The organism is Pseudomaricurvus alcaniphilus (assembly GCF_011440395.1).
In the GTDB taxonomy this organism is placed as follows: Bacteria; Pseudomonadota; Gammaproteobacteria; order Pseudomonadales; family Cellvibrionaceae; genus Pseudomaricurvus; species Pseudomaricurvus alcaniphilus.
On record NZ_JAAOIX010000001.1, the window covers coordinates 1385797 to 1406753 of the forward strand.

A 20957-nucleotide genomic window follows, 5' to 3' on the forward strand; every position below is an offset into this window, starting at 1 on the left:
GCCATGCTTATCCCCCCGACCACATTTGGGGTAGTCGGCAAGGACTGTCTGAATCCCAATTTTTTGCGCGTCTTTTTGCGCAAAAAATGGTTGAGTTCCGCAGCCGCCAAATGTGGTCGGGGGGATATGGCCGATCCGCAATGGGCCCCCCCACCGCTGACGGCGACCAGGTCCAAATCTCCCCAAATGACACTTGTCCTATGTTCGTCCAGGGACACAAAGGCGGGTAACTTTATCACTCACTGCAACTGCCCCGGCCAGCAACTGTCTTAAGTGCTTGCGCAGGCCCAGCTTGCGGATCGATTGCATGGTATCCGCGACTGCGGCCAACAGCTGCGCGTCATCGGCCAGGTTCGCGCCCCACAGTTCGGTGGCGGATAAGGCGGCGCGGGCGACAGCCTGTATATCTGGCGCTTGCTGCCAGGCTTGCTGCAGCAGCTCCAGGCCGCGGGGGTCGTCTTGCAGGGAGAATAACTGCGCTTCGTATTGACCGCGGTAAAGCAACAACAGGGAGGCGAGCGACGTGACCAGTGCCTGGGGCATGCGGTCGCTGCTGGCGCGCAGATCCAGCAGTACGGGCAGCAAGCGCGCGCGCCATTTGCTCAGGCTGTTGAGGCCGATGCTGGTCCACTCGTGGTGCAGGAACGGGTTGCGGAAGCGTTCGAGGATGGCGTCGGCGTAGGCAATAACGTCGTCCGCGGGGAGGTTAATGGTGGGGCAGATCTCCTCGAACACCAGGTGCTGCATATAGGCACTGAGATCCTCGTCCCGGGTACCCTGGTAGACCGTCTCCACACCCAGCAAGCGCGCCGGGGAGACGCAACCGGTGTGGGCACCGTTGAGGATGCGCACCTTGCGTTGCCGGAACAGATTGAGGTTGTCTGTAAGTACAATATTGAGACCGGCGCTGGTGGGAAACAAGGACTGCAATGTCGCCTGTTGCTCGCTACTGGCCTCGATTACCCACTGGTAGTAGCGCTCGGTTTCGATCAACTCGCTGTCGCGGTAACCCAGTTGCTGCTGGATTTCATCACTGCGTTGGGCCGAGGGTTTGCCGGTGACGATGCGGTCTACCAGGGTGTTGTAGAAATGGCAGCTCTGCTGCAGCCACTCGTTGAAACCCGGCTCCAATTGCCACAGCTCTGCGTAGCGCAATACCATGCCGCGTAACACTGCCGCGTTATTGTCGATCAATTCACAGCAGAAAACACTCAGCCCTTTGCTGCTGTCAGCGTTGAAATGGGTGTAGCGACGGTGCAGCAGCAGGGTCAGCTTGGCCGGAAAGCTGTCCGGTGGAGAATCGCTGTAGCGATCATTCGGCGCAAACTGAATGCCCGCTTCGGTGGTGTTGGAGATGACCCATTGCAGCTCGGGTAATTCTGCCAGCCGCATAAATTCGGCAAAATCCTGGTACGGGCTCAGGGCGCGGTTTTGGCTGCTGACCAACTCGAAGTCGTCGACCAGCTGGTCCTTGTCCAGGCCGCGAATATTAAGCGTGAAGAGTCCATCCTGCTGGTTGATCTCGTCAATCTGGGCTTCGTTGCCGCGGCGCAGTTTGACCGCGACGATACCGGCGTCGAGGTCCGTAGTATCGTTCAGGCGCTGGACGATCCAGTCGATAAAGCCCTTGAGAAAATTGCCGGTACCAAACTGGACAATCTTTTCCGGTCGCAGCGGCGCTGCGACCAATGCCCGCGTCAGCGGTGCCAATTCGTTGCTCACAATCCCTTACCTCGCGCCACTCAGGCTTCGTTCGACGGCTTGCCGATGGTGGCGAGAATACCGCCGTCGACGTAAATGATCTGGCCGCTGACAAAGTCACTGGCCGGCGCCGCCAGATAAATGGCCGCACCTTGCAAGTCAGAGGGATCCCCCCATTTGCCAGCGGGAGTGCGGCTGACGATAAAGTCATTGAAGGGGTGGCCGTCAACGCGAATGGGTTTGGTTTGCTCGGTGGCAAAATACCCGGGGCCAATACCGTTGACCTGGATATTGTGCCGCGCCCATTCAGTGGCCATGTTGCGGGTCAGCATTTTCAAGCCACCCTTGGCAGCGGCGTAGGCGCTGACACTGTCGCGGCCCAGTTCACTCATCATGGAACAGATGTTGATGATTTTGCCCTGGCGGCGAGCCACCATGCGTTTGGCCACCGGCTTGGTCATCACGAACACACCGGTCAGGTCGGTGTCGATGACATCCATCCAGTCGCTCAATTCCATTTCCAGGATCGGAATGCGCTTGATGATACCGGCGTTATTGACCAGCACATCGATGGGGCCGACTTCGCTTTCAATGCCGGCAATGGCCTGTTCAACTTCATCTTCATTGCAGACATTGAAGCGATAGCCATGGGCACTGTAACCCTTGTCGCGCAGGTAACTCACCGCGGTATCGATTTTTTCCCGGGATGAATGGCCGTTTATGACCAGGGTCGCGCCGGCACTGGCCAGCCCTTCGGCCATGGCCAGGCCCAGGCCGTGGGTGGCACCGGTCACCAGGGCCACCTTGCCGGTCAGGTCAAACAGGGGGTGCATCGTCATTTCAGTTCGCTCGCTTGAAATTTGTCCATATCGTCGTAGTCCAGGTTTTCCCCGGCCATACCCCAAATAAAAATGTAGCTGGCGGTACCGGCACCGCAGTGCATGGACCAGGGTGGCGACACTACCGCCTGCTCATTCTTGACCCAGATATGGCGGGTTTCCTGCTGCGGTCCCATAAAGTGGCACACGGCCTGGTCTTGCGGCAGGTTGAAATAGAAATAGGCTTCCATGCGGCGGTCGTGCACGTGCGCCGGCATGGTATTCCAGACGCTGCCCTCCAGCAGTTCGGTCATGCCCATCTGCAACTGGCAGGTCTCTACCACCGAGTTGACCATCAGCTTGCGAATCACCCGCTTGTTGCTGGTCTCGGTCGAACCCAACTCCACCACATCGGCATCGGCCTGGCCGATTTTCTTGTGCGGAAACGACTTGTGCGCGGGTGCAGAGTTGAGATAGTACTGGGCCGGCTGCGCGCTATCGGCACTGTGAAAAATCACCTCCCGGGCACCGGCACCCACATACAGGGCCTCCTTGCAGGCCAGCTCAAACACTTCACCGTCGACGCTGACGGTGCCGGCGCCGCCAACATTGATCACCCCCAGTTCGCGCCGCGCCAAAAAGTAATCGGCCTTGACCGCGTCGATGGTGTCCAGTTGCAAGGGGCCACTCACCGGCCTGGCTCCCCCCACCACGAAACGCTCGTAATGGGTGTAGGTGAGATTCACCTGGTCATCGGCAAACAGGTTGTCCACCAGAAAGTGCTGGCGCAATTGCGCCGTGTCCATGCCCCGGTAGTGATCTTCGTGCACCGCGTAGCGGGTGGTATAGTTCGTGCTCATGTCATTCTCCTGGAAATTTTGTCGGTACGGCGAGCCATCAGGGATTCAACACCTGCTGCGCCAGTGGTCCCAGCATCAGGAACGGGCCCAATCCCTTGGGGTCGTTATCGATCACTGGCTCACTCATATAGTAAGCGTAACTGCCATCGCGCCCAAACCCCAAGCCACCCACCTGGCAAGCCTGGGTCAGGTGCACGCTGCCATTGGCGTCGGCCAGCACAAACTGCTCGATCAGGGCGTCGTAGGCGCGGAGAGCGGCGCCGCGATAGCTGTCGGGCAGTGCACCGACCTGTACCCCTTTCACCAGCATATAGGTGAACATGGCGCTGGCGGATGACTCGGGGTAATTGCCGGTTTTGCCGGGCATATCCACGATCTGGTGCCAGACGCCGTTGTCGTCCTGGAACTTCAACAGGCTATCGGCAAGGTCCTGGGCCATGGCCGCCAATTCCGCTCGCATCCCGGCTCGCTCGGCGGGAATAATGGCATAGGTGTCGACAATGGCCATGGCCAGCCAGCCCATGCCCCGGGCCCAAAAGTAATGGGACAAACCGGTGTCAGAGTCAGCCCAACCCTGCTGTCGCTTTTCATCCCAGGCGTGCCAGTACAATCCGGTCGCCGGATCGCGCAGGTGTTCCCGGGTAACGCGAAATTCCTCCATCACCTCGTCGAGGCTGGCGCCGTTTTCAAACAGCACCGAGTACTCCGCCAGAAATGGCATGCCCATATAGACGCCGTCCAGCCACAGTTGGTAGGGGTAGCGCTGCTTGTGCCAGAAGGCGCCGGCGTCGAGGCGCGGGTGATGGTGCAACTGCTCGCGCAAATGACCGGCGGCAATGCGATACTTTTCGGCGCCGGTATCACGATACAGTTGCAGCAACATCTTGCCGGAGTTGATGCTGTCGATGTTGTATTGGGATTGATCGTAACCGCGCAGCTCGCCGGTATCGGTCACATAGCTGTCGACAATACTCTGTGCCCACTGGGTCAGGCGGGCTTCACCGGTAGCCTGGCCCACCTGGTAGACACCCTGGGTCAGCAGGCCCATGGTGTATTCCCAATTGGCTTCGCGCTCGCGCATGGTGTCGTACTGCCCGTGCGCCAACTCCATACCGTGGCGCTCGATTTCCGACACGGCCGCCAGTTTCGACCACTGCAAGGCATTGGCTGCACCACCCAGTTCCTGCTTCAGGCTGTCGCTGGCGCGATTGCCAAGCGCCAGCCGCGGTGGGTAGGTGAGGCGTTCGACCTCCGCTGCCAGGGTGGCGTTCACCGCTGCCGGTGACAGGTCGGCACCGGGTTCACCGGCCCACTGGGCGCCAAAGTAATACTCCAGTTCGCCGCCCCGGACTTTCAACAGCGCCACCTGGTTGTGCTCATCTTCGGTCAATTCCACCAGGGTCTCGCGCTTGAACAACACGAACATCAGCAGGGGCTGGCCGTCCAGTGCTTGCGGCCCGAGGGTAGCCAGGTAGGACCAGGCTTCACCGGTAATATCGAGGCTGCCCTTGAGCACTTCGGTGTCGGCGTGTTTGACCAGGCCCACCGCCAATTGCTCCAGGCCGGGGTCGGTTTTCAGGTTGACCCTGGCCAGCCGACTGCCAGCCACCATGGCCAACTGGGCCCGTACATCAACCGTTTTACCGGCCACGGTCCAGTCGTCGTAATTGATGGCAAAGGCCGAGTAGAGGCTGCCGTCTTCCACTATCCGCGCGCTCCAACCCTTGACCTCCGAGACGCGAGTCAGGGCGCCATTTTCCCAATAGCCAAAGCCACCGATGCCGACGGATTTACCCACCTTGAGAATGTCCATGCCCCAGTCGGCGGGCTCGTGGTAACTCTGGTAGCCATCCAAACCCACTTGCGCAAGCTGCAGTCCGGCTTGCTGCTTGCCAAAAATATCGAAGCCATTGCGCCAGTCGAGATAGACTCGATAGCCAATCACATCCGACTCGATGCCGGGACCTTCGTAACGCAGGAATTGGGAGTGATCCGTATACTGCGGTGGCAGGGTGACGGCTTCCACATCCTGGAATACCCCGCCCTCGTACTTGCTGCCCTGCCAATTGCCACCGGCCTTAACGCCGATCTCGGCGTGGCTGCGTTGCACTTGGGGCGCCATATCGGCCGCCGACTTGTCGCGCAGGGCCAGTTGCAGTTTTTCACCGGCCTGCAGATCCAGCATGACCAGCGCCTGGTCCCGCTGGCCATCGGCATCGCTGTCAATAAACTGATGGGCAACGACCTGGTCGCCGCGATAAAAACCCAACTGCGCCGTATCGGCGTCAGCCCGCAAGCCCAATTGCGCCATATCCAGGTAGATGGCCTGGTCGCGGCGCAGGTGATCAACCGGGTTGGCGATATCGACCGTCGCCCGGATCGGGGCCGTATTGCCGAGCTGCGCTGCCGGTTGCCCGCTCTTGGATGCGTCGGCCTGCTGCTCGCCGCACGCGGCCACCAGCACACTCATGGCGGCGAGCAACAGCATCGAATTCCTGTTGGTAGTTTTCTTCATTGGCTTAGAGTCCCGACTGTTGAGCATTAGGTTTGGGGCAGATCAAAAGAGGAATCCACCCCTTGCCTTCACGCCGTCTCCTTGTGGGAGGGGGTGAAGGCAAGGCCGTGGAAACGGTCTTAGTACTTGTAGGACATTCCCACCAGCCACTGGGTACCGGTGTTCTCCTCGTTGATCAGGCGCCCCACCGACGGTGACATGTAGGCCCGTGCCGGTTCGTCGGTCAGGTTGAGGCCTTCCAGGGTCACACGGAAGTTGTCGTTGATCTGGTAGCTGGCGGAGAAATCCAGGTTGCCGGTTTCATCGCGATAGCGAATCCGGTCGGGATTCGAATCGTTGTCCGTGGTGTACTCATCGCGATAGCTGTACGCCAGGCGAGTACTGAACTTGTCGTCTTCATAAAACACGGTGAAGTTGTAGGACAGATCCGATTGTCCCTCCAGCGCCAGACCGGTGGCATCCACTTTTGAATCCACCAGGGTGACGTTGCCAATCACACCCAGGTTTTGCAGCCAGCCTTCTGGCAGGAAAGTCATATTCTGCTGGTATTGCAGCTCCCAGCCATCCAGCTTACCGCCGCCGCCATTTATCTTGCGGGTAACTTCGAAGTCGGCATTGATCAGGTCATTGATTTGCGAACCGAGCAGCGAGTCCGGCAGGCCGGTATTTTGCCAGTTGATCACTGTGGTTTCGCTGGACGGGAAGGATTCAATATCCTTGATGAAATACGCCAGCGACAGCAGTGCACCATCGTCGAAATACCATTCTACCGAAAGGTCCGTGGTGGTGGCGCGGAACGGCTCCAGGAAGGGGTTGCCGTAGCTGACTGCGGGCACCCCAAAAATAGTTACGCTGCCACCGGGGTTGAGATCGGTAAGGTTAGGTCGGGACATAACTTCGGCCCAGCTGGCCCGCACCACAACGTCTTCGCTGAGGTTCAGCGCCAGGTTCAGTGACGGCAGGGTATCGCTGTACTCGTGATCCACGGTGACCGTCTGGCCACTGTTAATACCGGTAGCGGACAAACGGGTCTCTACCTCGCGCACCCCCACATTACCGCGCAACTGGTAGCCGGCCACGTCGGTATCAAAATCCAGCTGCACATAGTAGCCGGTGGCTTCTTCTACGACGTTGCGAGTATCGCCAGCGCGAATGCTTGCCGGCCAGCAATCGGAATTGGCAAAGTTGGCGAACAGGGATTCATCGGCGATAAAAAATGACTGCTTGCCGAAATTCTTGACCGAGCCCATATCGCTGGTAACTGCGGCAGTAATACCACAGGCGACGTTATCCACTGCGCCATCGCGACCATCGGCACTGCTGAAGGAACGGTCGGCACGAGTACCCTTGATATCGTAGCTGTACTCTCGCTCGGAAATGCCGGCCTTTAACACCAGGTTATCGCTCAGGTCGTACTCCAGGTCCAGCTTGAGCGAGTCAGATTCCGAGCTGGCATCATAAATGCGATCACGAAACTCGGACACTTCCCAGTTGGCCGGGTTGGCCGTATCGAAACCGTAGCTAATGTCCGGGCTGGTCATATTGCGAAAATCGTAGGTCACCGCCGAAGAGTTGTCGGCGTAGTTGATTTTCTTGCCGCTGTCAGTGGGGCTGAAGTGTTCATAGATCAGCGTGGTCTCGCGGTTGTCCAGTACCGACTCTGAGGTACCGTACATGGCGGTAACGCGCATTTTATCGCCAAAATCCTGCTCTAATTTAATCGCGTACTGGGTAAATTCCGATTCCCATTCGGCCACAAACGCCTCGGAGCGCACATCGACGCCGTCCATAGTGGCGGCGATCAGGGTATTGTTGCTGTCAATGGTGTAATCCGCCACGTCGGTCTGCTGCACACCGGTGGAGCCGGTGCGGGCCAGGGAAATGGCCTGCATAAACGGCTCGTCACGACGCGACTCAACCTTGGCCTGCAGGGCGTCTACGGTGATCAGGGTTGAGTCAGTGGGGCGAAACTGGAAAGCCGCGGTGACGCCGGTGCGCTCCTCATCATGGAGCTTGTCGGCGTAGCGGGGAAAGCGCGGGTGCCAGGCATTGTTCACGGCATCCACTTCACTGCTGTCGGCACAAGCGCTGCAACTGGCGAAGGTATCATCGAACTCCCAGCGCCCGCTATCGGCACCGATATTGCTCACATAGCGCTGGGAACTGGCAACCGACAGAAGCGCGCCAAAAGTTTGCTCTTCGTTGGAGAAGCTGAACAGGCCGGAGCCGCGCGGCTTGGTTTTTTCCGACTGCTCGTTGTAAGCGCCCTGCAGGTTCAGGGCAATGGCCACCGGCTCGTAATCAAAAGGGCGGCCAGTGTGCAAATTGACGGTGGCACCAAGGGAGCCCTCTTCCAGCTCCGCCGACTGGGATTTGTGCAGGTCAATGCGGTTGAACAGCTCCGACGCAAACACGTTGAAGTCAAAGGCGCGACTGGTGCGCACACCGTTGGAGCCGGCCGACAGGGACTGGCCCATGGCGTTGTTGATCATAACCCGGGTATAGGTGGCATCAAGACCGCGCACGGTAATTTCCCGGCCCTCACCCGCCTCGCGGGAAATGGCAACACCGGGAATTCGCTGCAGGGATTCCGCCAGGTTGGTATCGGGAAAGTCGGCGATATCTTCGGCCATGATGGAGTCCACAGCGCCGATGGCGTGGCGCTTGGCATCCAGCGCCGCCTCCAGGCTGCCGCGGAAACCGGCGGTTACTACGATCTCTTCCAGCGGGCCCTGTTGTTGGGACTCCTGGGCAAAAGCGGGGGCAAAGGCGCCCGCTGCCATCAAATTAGCCGCGATAATACTCTTCGCCAGCAGCTTTTTGGTCAATCGGCCTTTCGCTTGCAGGTTTGGGTAGGTAATTGTGTTTGTCATTTGCAGGCTCCCGGAAGCGTCCAGCCCTAGTTGCTGTTGCTCCGCTTTATGATGTTATTGAATCAAGCGTTTATCTTGTTTATCCGTAGGTTTTGTAGCGGCAGCTCTGGCGGACTCTCCGCCTTTACAACAACTGAATCAGGATCCACTCCAGGAAACTTTAACAGCTTCAGCCGCTTTATCAGCCGCTGTGCCACCGGTAGCATTAATATTACCCCCTTATGCCACCGGTGGCAACACTTTCAAAATTTTTATTTTAGATAACGGCACCAATCTGCCAGGGCAGGAATTCATGACTGCCGTACTGCAGCAGTTCGCTCTTGGAGCGCTTACCCGAGGCGATTTCCAGCAACTCGTCAAAGATCTGCCGGCCGCATTCCGCCACACTCATCTCGCCGTCGAACACGCCACCGCAGTTAAAATCCATATCTTCGATCATACTCTCGTAGAGCGGCGTGTTGGTGGCCAGCTTTAGACAGGGGGCAGGTTTGGAGCCGTAGGCTGAGCCACGGCCAGTGGTAAAACAGACCAAATTGGCACCGGAGGCCATTTGCCCGGTCACCGATACCGGGTCGTAACCGGGGCTGTCCATAATCACCAGGCCGCGCTCGGTCACTGGCTCGGCGTATTGATACACCGCGTTGAGGGGCGAAGTACCGCCCTTGGCCTGGGCACCGAGGGATTTTTCCAGGATGGTGGTCAAGCCGCCCGCCTTGTTGCCGGGCGACGGGTTGTTGTTCAGCTCCACCCCGTTTTTACGGGTGTAGTCGAGCCACCAGCTGAGCCGATCCAGCAGCGCCTGGCCCACCTCCGGGGTTTTGGCGCGCGCCAGCAGCAGGTGCTCGGCGCCGTAGATTTCCGGCGTTTCCGAAAGAATGGCGGTACCCCCCTGCTGCACCAGGATATCCATAGCCGCGCCCAGCGAAGGGTTGGCGGTAATACCCGACAGGGCGTCGGAGCCACCGCACTGCAACCCCACCACCAGTTCACTGGCCGGAATGGGTTCGCGCTGCAGCTGGTTAGCCGCCCGGATCATGTCCTCGACGATAGCAATACCCGCCGCTACAGTCTTGCGGGTGCCGCCCTCGCTTTGAATGATCAGGCTGCGAAACTGCTGCCCTTCTGCAATGCCTTCGCGCTGCTTGAAATCCGCCAGCTGCATCACTTCACAGCCGAGACCAATCATCAGCACCCCGGCAAAGTTGGGGTGGTTGGCGTAACCCTTGTAGACCCGGTTCAATATGGCAAACCCTTCCCCCTGCCCCATGCCACAGCCCGTGGCGTGGGTAAAGGCCACCACGCCATCGACATTGGCGTAGTGCTGGAGAAAATCGCTGTGGGCAAAGTGCTGCTCGATTTGCTTGGCCACCGTGGCGGAACAGTTGACCGAGGTCAGGATACCAATGTAGTTGCGGGTACCGGCTTTGCCTGACGCCCGTCGATAGCCCTGGAAACTGGCCTGCGGCGCCGCTGTTGCAAGCTGCGGCTGGCTGACCCGGGGCGCGGCCGAGCGCGGCAATTCAGCAGCCGGGACACCGCAGTTGTGGGCGTGCACATGCTGCCCCTTACGGATCGGCTGCAGCGCCACGCCGATGACCTGGTTGTACTTGCGCACCTGCTCCCCGGCAGCGATATCCCGCGCTGCAATTTTGTGAAATCGGGGCACTGTATCCAGCACTTCGGCGCCGTCGAGTTCCGCCAGCAGCACCCCCGGGCGCAGCTCGCTGCGAGCCAGGGCGACATTGTCTTGTTCATGTAGTTTTAACGTCAATTTCATACTCAACTCACCTTTCATAGAGCTGCATTATTCACCGGCCACATCCGCGGTCGATTGCCGACAGATCAACTGCGGCGTAAACACTGTGGGTAATTCGTTTAAAATCTGCTCGTTGTTGCTGGCCGCCGCAATCAGCTTCAGGGCCGCCGCCCGGGCCATATCGGCATTGGGGCGCTGCAGAGTGGTCAGGGACGGGCGCAGGCGCGAGGCCATGGGCTCGTCGTCATAACCCACCACCAACAGGTCGCCGGGCACTTTCAGGCCGAGATCCTCAGCGGTGTGAATCACCGCAATGGCCATCTGGTCATTGCTGGCGAACACGGCGTCGGGGCGGGATTTGGCGGACAGTAATTGCTTGGCACAGAGCAGCCCGGACTCATAAGTGAAGTCGCCCTCAACCACTCGCTGGCTATTGATCTGGATGCCGAGATCGCCGAGGGCGCTTTGCAGCCCCTCAAAGCGCTCTTTCGAGGCCAGTCGATGGGGTGGCCCGAGGATGACCGCCACATCTTTGCAACCGCGGCGGTGAAACAGTTCCGCCACCTGGCGCATGGCACTGCGGTCGTCGGAGATGACCACCTTCTCGGCCGCATCCACCGCTATGGCCGCCAGCCGCACATAGGGGATACCTTTGTCCTGCAGGGCCTTGGTCAAAGCCTCATTGGCGGAAATGGGCGGCATGATGATCAGCCCATCGAGTTTGGAGCGGGTAACGAAATTCAGTACGTCGGCGGTCAGGCTCTCACTCTGGTAGGCGCAGGGGTGCACCACCATTTCATAGCCGTGACTGGCGCAGGCGCTGAGGATACCTTTTTGCACCGAGTGAATGACGATGGCGTTGGGCTCATCGTAGAGCAGCCCCAACAGGTAGGAGCGACTGGAAGCCAGACCCCGCGCCTGCTTGCTGGGGGCATAATCCAATTCGGCGATGATCTGCTGGATTTTCTCCCGCGTCTCGGGGTTGACCTTGGGCGAATTGTTGAGCACCCGCGAGACTGTGCGTTTGGACACGCCGGCAAGGCGAGCCACATCATTGATGGTGGCAGTGCTGGTTGAGTCATTCATTGTCATTCGCCTGTTTATTAAAACCTTTGCAAGTAGTTCACTATTGGGGCATGGCTTACCGGGACATGGATTACTGGCGTCTTGATTATCAGTCTATGGATTACCGGCCGATAGGCAGGACACACGCTGCGCTGGCAAGCGATGTATATTTCTATTCAGGCTTGCCGCGAAAGTGTGCGACTTATCCATAAGTTTCAAATTCCAGGGGCAGCGCCAACAAAAGCAACCTACAACAACTGGGCCGCTTGCAACTGGCTCCCATTGACGCTGACCTTCTGCAATTGTATGGCAGTGACGTTTTCGATAACACCCAGCGAATCCGCCAGGGCAATATCGCAATCGCGCAGGCTCAGGCCGGTGAGCGGGTTGTCGGGAAAACCGCGCAACACAAACGCCCTCTGCGCCTTGCGTACGTAAAAGCCGCGAATCTCCACATCCTTTACCGTCGGCTGGAAGTTGCCGTTGGGGCCCTCCTCGTAATAGAAGTTAACCACAATGGCGTCCTGCACTTCTCCAACCAGGATATTTTCATAGCGAATATGCTCGATCACGCCACCGCGGGAGGCATTGGTCTTGATGCGAATGGCGCGTTCCAGGTCGGGGCTGCTCATAATACAATTGCGCGCGTGCAGGTTTTTTACGCCGCCGGAAATCTCGCTGCCAAGGACGATGCCGCCGTGACCGGCGCGCATGGTACAGTCCTGAATCAGGACATTTTTACACGGCTTGGCCAGGCGCCGACCGTCGTTGTTGCGCCCGGACTTGATGGCGATACAATCGTCACCGGTATCAAAGGTGCAACCTTCGATCACCACCCGGTTGCAGGATTCCGGGTCGCAGCCGTCGGAGTTGGGACCATGGCTACGCAGGATCACCTTGCGCACGGTGACGTCCTCACACAGCACCGGGTGCAGCAGCCAAAAGGGGGCCGCGGTAACGGTGACACCCTCGATCTTGACCCGCTGGCATTCATAAAACTGAATAAACGACGGGCGCAGGTAGCTGCCCTCGGCGAACACTCGCTCCGCCACGGGTACGCCCCGCTCGGCCATATCGAACAATTGCTGGCGCGCGGCGGCCTGGTCCTGCTCGGGGTAGTAATTCCAATCGCGCTCGGAATGCTGGCCTTTCCACGGCCACCAGGTATCCCGGTTGGCATTGCCGTTGAGCACACCGCCGCCGGTAACCGCCACATTGTGCTGCCGATAGGCGTAGATCAACGGCGAATAGCCCATCATTTCCATGCCTTCCCAGCGCGTGAACACCGCTGGCAGATAGCGGCTGGGATCGGTGTAAAAACTCAGTTGCGCCGAGCTGGTGATGTGCAATTCCACATTGCTGAGCAAATGCACCGGGCCGCTGCGGTAGACACCGGAAGACAGCACCACCCGGCCGCCACCGGACTCGTGACAGGCGCGAATGGCGGCGCTGATGGCAGCGCTGCAGTCGGTTTGGTTGTCGCCTGCGGCACCGAAGTCTTCCACCAGCAGATAGCGCTCGGGGAAATACGGCTCGCGGGTGGCGACCTTGATTTCATCGGCGCTCAACCAGCGCTTCTCGCCCTCCAGTGCCAACACACTGGTGTTGTCGTATTGATTGGCGCAGCCGCTCAAAGTCGCACCCACTGCCGAACCCAGCGCCCCCATACCCACAAGCTGGGTGAAGCGGCGGCGACTGATCTGTATGTTGCTATTGCCCACTCTGTAGTACTCCTGAATTTTTAGCTGTGGCATGGCGGCGGCGATGATAGCACCCGGGTGCAGCACACGCAGCCCGCCAGCGGATTACCTGGTCCAGCGGCCAGGATCGAAACCAGTCCTGCGGCCACCTAGTTCATCAAGCCAAAATAACGCGGCAGGGCTTCACTGATGGCCGGCACATAGGTCACCAGCAACAGCGCCACAATCATGGCCGCGTACATGGGCAGCAGTGGCCCAATCATGCGCGCGATGGTGGTTTTGGCTATGGCGCAGCTGACAAACAGGACACTGCCCACCGGCGGGGTCACCAGCCCAATGGACAGGTTCAATACCATCATGATGCCAAAATGCAAGGGCGACATGCCCAGCTGGGTCGCCACCGGCAGAAAAATCGGCGTAAAGATCAGCACCGCCGGAGTCATATCCATAAACGAACCCACCATCAGCAACACCAAATTGATGATCAGTAAAATCAGCAGCGGGTTGTTGCTGAGCTGCAGCAAGAATTCCGCCACCTGGGTGGGTATATCGTGAAACGCCAGCAGCCAGGACATGGCCACGGATGTTGCCACCAGCAGCATGACAATGGCGGTGGTCTCGGCCGACTTGAGCAGGATGGGGTAGATATCGCGGCGGCTGATTTCGCCGTAGGCCAGCCAGGCCAGGGCGAGGGCGTACAACACCGCGATGGCACCGGCCTCGGTAGCGGTGAAAATGCCGCCGAGGATACCGCCGATCACCACCACAATCAGCAGCAGACTCGGCAGCGCCCGCAATCCGGCGCCCATGGTAGCGCGCAGGCTCTGGCGCCCGGCGGTGGGCAGATTGTGGCGCTTGGCGTGATACGCGCATACCAGCATCAACAAGCCCGCCAGCAACAACCCGGGCAAGTAGCCGGCGATAAACAGCGCGGCGATGGACACCCCGCCACTGGCGATGGCGTAGACAATCAGGATGTTACTGGGCGGGATCAGCAAACCGGTGGTAGCACTGGTGGCCGTCACCGCGGCGCTGAAGTTGCGATCGAAACCGTCCTTTTCCATCTCCGGCAGCATAAAGCCACCCACGGCGGAGCTGGCGGCCACTGCGGAACCGGAGATGGCACCAAAGAGAGTACAGGAGACGACGTTCACCAGCGCCAGGCCACCGGGAACCATGCCAATCAGGCTCTTGGCAAAGTCGATCAAACGGCGGGCAATGCCACCCTGCCCCATGATCACCCCGCTGAGGATAAACAGCGGAATGGCCAGCAGGGCAAAGCTGTTGAGCCCACCCACCATGCGCTGGGCCATAGTCGCCACTGCGGGGCCCGCATCCAGGGACATCATTAGCGCCCCGAGGGTGGCCACACCGATACAAAACGCCACCGGCACCCCGAGCATCAACAGCACCACAAACACACCTAACAACACGGCTTCAATCATGACTTCACCTCCGCTGCACTGACCGCGGTGTCGATGCGCCGGGCGCGCACCGCTTCCACCAGGGCAATCACAGCATAAAAAATCAACATCACGCCGCTGATCGGCAAACTGCAATAGACCAGCGACATCGACACTCCCAACGCGGCAGAATGCTGCTGCAACTCCGCGGTTAACTGCACGATACTGAGGCCACCGGCCACCAGCACCGTGGCGGCAAAGAAGATCACTAGCAGGTGCACAAACACTTCGTGCCAGAAGCGCGCGCGCCCCTCAAATTTGGCGCTGATCAAATCCAGCCCCAGATGCATCTTCACGTGGTAGGCAAAACTGCCGCCCAACAGGCCGATCCAAATCAGCAGGAAGCGGGCCAGCTCCTCGGTCCAGGGGCTGGGGTCGCCGAGCAGGTAGCGCGACACTATCTGCCAGGTGACACACAACACCATGGTGGCCATCAACAGTGCCAACAGCACGCGGAACAGGCGATCCAACACGTTCACCAGAGACGACAACATCAGGGGTACTCCTGTATTTGCTGTATGACCCGGCCCAAAGGACTGCCGGCGTAGGATTGCAACATGGCCGCCACCTGGCCGCTGAACTGGCGCTTGTCGGGACGAATTATCGTGACCCCGGCGGCCTCCACGGCGGCCAGCGCGGCCTCGGTGTCGACGCGCCACTGCTCCCGTTGCAGTGCCACAGACTCATCTACGGCCACTTGCAACCAGCCGCGCTGCTGTTCGGTCAGGTGATCCCAGACGTACTTGCTGATCAGCAGAATGTCCGGTACCGCCGAGTGCTCGTCGAGGGTGTAATAGCGGGCCACCTCGTAGTGATGGGACAGGTAAAAGCTGGGGGGATTATTTTCCGCGCCGTCCACTACCCCCTGCTGCAAGGCGGTATACAACTCACCCCAGGCCACCGGCGTGGGGCTGCCACCGAGTGAAGCCACCATCTGCATGGCGGTCTGGCTTTCCTGGACCCGAATCTTCATGCCCTTGAGGTCGGCCGGCGTGTGGATGGGTCGCTTGGTCGAATAAAAGCTGCGACTGCCGGCGTCGTAATAGCCGAGCCCCAGCAAGCGCGCCCCCACCGGGCTTTGCAACAACTGTTCGCCAATGGCGGAGTCCAGCACCCGCTGGTAATGGTCGCGGTCGCGAAACAGGTAGGGGATATTGAAAATTTTCATTTCCGGCACAAAGCCCTCCAGCGGGCTGGCTGACACTTTGGTCATGGCCAGACTGCCGATTTGCAGCAGCTCGATCAGCTCCCGCTCACTGCCCAACTGGCCGCTGGGGTAGATATCGATCGCCATGCTGCCACCCGACAGCGCCTGCAGGCGCTGGTCCATAAACACCATGGCCTTGTGCACTGTGTGGGTCGGGTCAAGGGTATGGGCCAGCTTCAAGCGCAGCTGGGTATCGGATTGCTTGCACCCGGCCAGCGACAGCATAAACAGGGTAGCCAGCAACAGGGCTGGCAAACCTCTGCCCGACAATGGCCACGGGAATGGCAATGGCAAACGCCGCCCGGCTCGCTGGAAAAGTGCAACAGTGAATATTCTCATTTGGTCCCATCCCGGTCTTGTCTTTATAGTGAGGAGCTGTGTGCTGGCTGGCAGCGGTCTTTTCTTCCAAATATCTTTTCTTTCAAATATCGTTGTGCCACCGGTGGCATAATAGGTGAAAACAGACCGCAGTGCAACTGGCGTCGGAAAAATTTGCTGCGCAAGACGTGCCCTATTGCCCGGTCACTGTTGTATGATAGGCGCCTTGATTGCCCTGGCGTGCCCTGAACGCCAGCCTGATGCCCGCTGCCGCTGCCGCTGGCCATTGGGCCGGGCCACCACCACGACAATGACCTGGACCCCTGAAACCTGACCATGATCCGATTTCTGATTTGCTTGCCACTGCTACTTTCCAGCCCCTGGGTAACCGCCGGGACTCGGTCGCTGTTCAAAGACGAACAGGGCAACACCAACTGGCAGCATATTGCCAACTGGTCCAGCGGTACCCTGATCATCCTGCTGACCGCCGCCGCCATCTCCCTGTTCTTCAGTCACCGCCATACCAAGCGCGCCAATCGCGCCCTGGAGGAAATACGCGATGCCCTGGAGCAGCGGGTCCGGGAGCGCACCGCCACCCTGAACGAATCGAACCAGTTATTACAGGAAACCAACAGCTTGCTGGAGGGTGAAATTGCCCAACACAAACAGACCTCGGCCCGCCTGCGCGACTCGGAGAGTTACATCAAGGATATTCTTGAGTCGATGCCGCTGATGCTGATTGGCGTCAACACCGACAAGCAGATCACCCAGTGGAACAAGCTGGCGGAGAAGGCTACCGGGGTCAAAAACCAGCAGGCCCTGGGCCGCAACCTGTGGGAGGTTTACCCCACCATTACCGTGTCACCGGACCAGATCGCCAAGGTGCTGAAAGAGAACAGCCCCACCACCATCAAGCACTGCCAGCGGGGCCAGTACTACTTCGACATCACCATTTACCCGCTGCGGGAGCAGTCCGAAAGCGGTGTGGTGATCCTGGTGGACAATGTCACCACCCGTATCCTGGCGGAAAACATGTTGATCCAGCGCGACAAGATGTCGTCCATCGGGGAGCTGGTCACCACCACCGCCCACGACATCAACTCACCGCTGCAAATCATGCTCAAGGACCTGCAAGCAATGCAGGCCCTGCTGCCGGCCACCACCGAGGCACCGGCACAGCTGGATGCACCGACCATCGGCAGCTTTCACGATTGCCTGACCGACGCCCTGCAGGGCGGCCACCAGGCCTTGCGCGTGGTCAACAACCTGCTCGAATTTGCCAACACCCACGCCGACAACAAGCGCAAGGTGCAGATCGCCGATATTATTGAGCACACACTGGATTTGGCCCGCGACGTACTGTCCGAGCCGGATGGATTGAAATTCAAGGATATCGACATTGACCGGCACTACGAGCCCGAATTGCCGTCCATTCCCTGCAATGCCTCGGAACTGCAGCAGGTGTTTTTCAGCTTGTTCCGCCATGCCTTCAAATCCCTGCAAGACAAGCAGCAGGAGGATTTCAAGCCCCTGATCCGGATTGAGCTGTCCGAGTGCTACGACGCCATCTGGATCAAGGTGCAACACAACGGTGTCGGTCTCAGCATCACCGAACAACAGTACATCTTCGAGCCGTTTTTTAACAAGACGACCAACTCGGAGACCGTCGACCTGAGCACCCGCCTGTCGTTTTCCTATTTCATCATCACCGAACACCACGGCGGGCAGCTGGCAGTGACTTCCGACGTCAACGTCGGCACCACCTTTCATATCCAGTTGCAGATTAAGTAGGGTAAGAAACGCAAAGGGGCCAGAATCACGGCTTTTATCGATTAGGATAAAACCGGTGACGCTGGCCCCTTTGCTTTAGCCCCCTTGACCGCAGCAGCGCTGCGGTCAAGGGGTAACAACCTTCAGCGCGCCCTCAAACAGCCTTCAGCGCTGCATCATAGTCGGGCTCATCGGCAATTTCCGCCACCTGCTCGGTATGCACCACCTTGCCATCGCCATCGATAACCACCACCGCACGGGACAGTATTCCAGTGAGGGGACCAGTGGTTATGGTCACGCCGTAATCCTGGCCAAAGCTGGAGCGAAAGGTCGAACCGGTGGCCACCTTATCGATACCTTCAGCGCCGCAAAAGCGGCCGGCGGCAAACGGCAGGTCCGCAGACACACAGATCACGTTGACGCCACTCTCGGACGCGCGCTGGTTGAATGTACGCACCGAAGTTGCACAGGTAGGGGTATCCACCGACGGGAAAATGTTCAATACCAGCTTCTGGCCCTTGTAGTCCGCCAGCGAAACTTCACTGAGATCTGACTTCACCAGGGCAAAGTCCGGTGCCTTGCTGCCCACCGCGGGCAGGTCGCCGCACGTTTCTACGGGGTTTCCTTTAAGGGTAATAGTCGCCATTATTTGCATCCTTTGTTGGTTGTCTTACGGGTGATTTCAAGCCCGCTTAGCATAACAGCTAACGCGGAGTGTTAAAGGGGTTTTCAACAGCTCCGCAGACAAACTTCAGCGCCAGCTTAATTGCGCGCCGCAGACCATATGGACTGCAGCGAGTAAGCGGTCGCCGAACGCAGCTGGACAGCCTTATCGCTCACCAGCCTTAACGAACCATAGGCCTCATTGGGAAACAGCAAAGCGGTAAAAATCGTCTCCCCGTCGTTGGCAAATACTTCGATAGAAGAGCGATCCAGATAGACCCTTAAAGAGACCTGGTCGCCACTGCCGGTGATGGGCGCCACCTGGCGCGCGGCAAACCCATCGGCAAAATCGCTTTTCCCGGCCCGGGTTCGATCCAGAACATACTGGCCATTAGCCCGATCGATGCTGAAAGTCACCCGCTCATCCAGCGTATTGGACCACTCCAGGGTGACCAATTGCGCCTGCTGCAGAGACAGGTCGAGGGTCAATTCCTGTAAGTCTAGCGGCTGTTTGGCGCTGAGTTCCAGCTTGTCTGCCAAGTCCAGCGAGCCGTTCACAGCGACATTCTCAATACTGCTGGAACCTGCGCGCAGGCCCTCGAGCTCAGCCACCGGGCGCGAGAACAGCCGCGGGCCCGTCCCGGTTTGCCGCAAGTGCATGGCGCGCGGCAGCGTCATAGCGCTGCGCCAGCGCTGGGTAGGTACACGGGTGGCGTAATCCCAGTTGGACATCCAGCCGATAAACAGGGTGCGGCCATCCGCCTCGGGCACATCCGACCAGGTAACACCGGCGTAGTTGTCGGTACCGTGATCGATCCACAGGCCCGACTCCAGCCGCGGCCGGGCTGGCTTGTTGGCGAACACGATACTGTCCACGCTGATGACGCCCCGCGGCCCGCTGGCTTTATCCTCGATCCTGATTTGCGCCTCCTTGCCGCGCAAATCCTTGACATCCCAACTGCTGGCATTCAACCGCGAATAACTGCTGCCGCCAGCCGTGCGTACCACCTTGCCGTCCACCAACAGCGACACAGCGGCCCCGTCGACCTCGCCCCAGCCACCGGTGTAGAAGTTAATATAGGGCCGCTTGATCTTGAAGGGTTTTGACAGCATGGAACCGGTAGCCCGATCACCACCGACAAAAGACGCCAGCATCTGCTTGCCGAGGTCGGCGTCGCCGGCGTGACGTGGCGTTACTGGCGCCACGGCAAAGGCATCACCGGTTTGGGTCCAGTTGTGCAACCCCCGCTCAAAATCCTCAAACACCTGGCCGGCGGGGAACTTGAGCGGCCGGGTCGCCACTACCGATTTTATGTCCGGGTCCAGAGTAAAGCGCTTGCCGTCAAAATCACCGACAAAATACTGGGTGGCGGAACCGCCATTGGGGCCGCCCTCACCGATACTGACCAGCAACACATAGCGGCTACCGGTGCCATTTTCAACTGGCAACTCAATCAGGTCGGGGCACTCCCAAACTCCGGCGTGAACCCCCAAGCCTTCACCAAACTTGCTTTCGAATTGCCACTCCTTGAGATTGGGGGAGGAGTAAAAATGAATGGTATCCGCCACCGCCAGCGACATAATCCATTGGCCACTGCCCTCATGCCAGAATACCTTGGGGTCACGAAAGGCGAATTCACCGGGGTTGGCCAGCACCGGATTGTTTTTGTATTTGCTCCAGCTGCGCCCCTTGTCGAGGCTGTAAGCGATGGCCTGGGACTGGAAATCAACCCGCCCCATATTTTCACCGGCATGATTGTGGTAGGTATAAATAGCCACCATGGGCGGGTTGTCGACACTGCCGAAACCGGTGGTATTGTTCCAGTCGATCACTGCACTGCCGGAAAAAATGGTGCCCTGTTCGTCCGGCCACAGGGCAACCGGCAGCTCCTCCCAGGTGACCATATCCTTGCTTACCGCGTGGCCCCAGTGCATCGCCCCCCAGACATTGGAATAGGGATGATACTGATAGAAGAGATGGTATTCACCTTCGTAATAAACCATGCCATTGGGGTCGTTCATCCACTGCTGCTGCGGACTAAAATGCAATTGCGGCCGGTAGGGCTCCTGATACAAATCGTCAAAGGCACTGGCATTTTCAGGCAGCAGCGCAGGCAGCAACAGCGGCAGTGACAGCAGCCCGGCATGTACTAATCTGGATAATTTCATACGTCAATTTCCTTTAATTTTTAACCTAATTACTACCGAAGCCAAGCGTCAGCAAGCTGGCACTATGGCAGGCCTGGCT

General features: G+C 58.9%; 14 protein-coding genes. 1 reads left to right on the forward strand and 13 read right to left on the reverse strand.

Annotated features, from left to right (window positions below; genetic code table 11):
- Positions 1 to 198: 198 nt before the first annotated feature.
- The 11 genes from G8764_RS05780 to G8764_RS05830 all read right to left on the reverse strand — a co-directional run bounded on the left by G8764_RS05780 (position 199) and on the right by G8764_RS05830 (position 16183).
- Complete coding sequence (locus tag G8764_RS05780) at positions 199 to 1722, reverse strand: tagaturonate reductase (protein ID WP_166162746.1); 1524 nt, start codon at positions 1720 to 1722, stop codon at positions 199 to 201.
- 20 nt (positions 1723 to 1742) lie between these two features.
- Positions 1743 to 2534, reverse strand: a complete 792-nt coding sequence (locus G8764_RS05785; protein WP_166163113.1) for a gluconate 5-dehydrogenase — start codon at positions 2532 to 2534, stop codon at positions 1743 to 1745.
- Between the two features lie 2 nt (positions 2535 to 2536).
- Positions 2537 to 3379 (reverse strand): 5-dehydro-4-deoxy-D-glucuronate isomerase, encoded by an 843-nt coding sequence (gene kduI, locus G8764_RS05790; RefSeq protein WP_166162748.1) that lies wholly within the window; start codon positions 3377 to 3379, stop codon positions 2537 to 2539.
- A gap of 37 nt (positions 3380 to 3416) precedes the next feature.
- The gene (locus G8764_RS05795; RefSeq protein WP_207951678.1) at positions 3417 to 5894 is read right to left on the reverse strand and encodes a glycoside hydrolase family 88 protein; all 2478 of its coding nucleotides are present in this window, start codon (positions 5892 to 5894) and stop codon (positions 3417 to 3419) included.
- Between the two features lie 119 nt (positions 5895 to 6013).
- Positions 6014 to 8767 (reverse strand): TonB-dependent receptor, encoded by a 2754-nt coding sequence (locus G8764_RS05800; RefSeq protein WP_166162750.1) that lies wholly within the window; start codon positions 8765 to 8767, stop codon positions 6014 to 6016.
- Between the two features lie 256 nt (positions 8768 to 9023).
- Entirely contained in the window at positions 9024 to 10544 is a 1521-nt protein-coding gene (locus G8764_RS05805) for a UxaA family hydrolase (RefSeq protein ID WP_166162752.1), read from the reverse strand.
- Positions 10545 to 10571: 27 nt separating this feature from the next.
- Positions 10572 to 11609, reverse strand: a complete 1038-nt coding sequence (locus G8764_RS05810) for a LacI family DNA-binding transcriptional regulator (RefSeq protein WP_166162754.1) — start codon at positions 11607 to 11609, stop codon at positions 10572 to 10574.
- 227 nt (positions 11610 to 11836) lie between these two features.
- Complete coding sequence (locus G8764_RS05815) at positions 11837 to 13375, reverse strand: glycoside hydrolase family 28 protein (RefSeq protein ID WP_341806308.1); 1539 nt, start codon at positions 13373 to 13375, stop codon at positions 11837 to 11839.
- A gap of 62 nt (positions 13376 to 13437) precedes the next feature.
- A complete protein-coding gene (locus G8764_RS05820; protein WP_166162756.1) occupies positions 13438 to 14733 on the reverse strand; it encodes a TRAP transporter large permease in 1296 nt (431 codons plus the stop codon).
- Entirely contained in the window at positions 14730 to 15245 is a 516-nt protein-coding gene (locus G8764_RS05825; protein ID WP_166162758.1) for a TRAP transporter small permease, read from the reverse strand. The genes G8764_RS05820 and G8764_RS05825 overlap by 4 nt, the downstream gene beginning before the upstream one ends.
- Positions 15245 to 16183 (reverse strand): TRAP transporter substrate-binding protein, encoded by a 939-nt coding sequence (locus G8764_RS05830; RefSeq protein ID WP_166163122.1) that lies wholly within the window; start codon positions 16181 to 16183, stop codon positions 15245 to 15247. Before G8764_RS05830 ends, G8764_RS05825 begins: the two co-directional genes overlap by 1 nt.
- Before the next feature lie 429 nt (positions 16184 to 16612).
- Between G8764_RS05830 and G8764_RS05835 the strand changes: the two genes are divergently transcribed.
- On the forward strand, positions 16613 to 18067 hold the full coding sequence (locus tag G8764_RS05835; RefSeq protein WP_207951679.1) for a two-component system sensor histidine kinase NtrB: 1455 nt from the start codon (positions 16613 to 16615) through the stop codon (positions 18065 to 18067).
- Between the two features lie 133 nt (positions 18068 to 18200).
- On the opposite strand, the gene tpx is transcribed toward G8764_RS05835, so the two are convergent.
- Positions 18201 to 18692: a thiol peroxidase gene (gene tpx, locus G8764_RS05840; protein ID WP_166162760.1), complete on the reverse strand. Its 492-nt coding sequence runs from the start codon at positions 18690 to 18692 to the stop codon at positions 18201 to 18203.
- A 116-nt stretch (positions 18693 to 18808) separates the two neighbouring features.
- On the reverse strand, positions 18809 to 20878 hold the full coding sequence (locus G8764_RS22720; RefSeq protein ID WP_166162761.1) for a glycoside hydrolase family 32 protein: 2070 nt from the start codon (positions 20876 to 20878) through the stop codon (positions 18809 to 18811).
- Between the last annotated feature and the right edge of the window lie 79 nt (positions 20879 to 20957).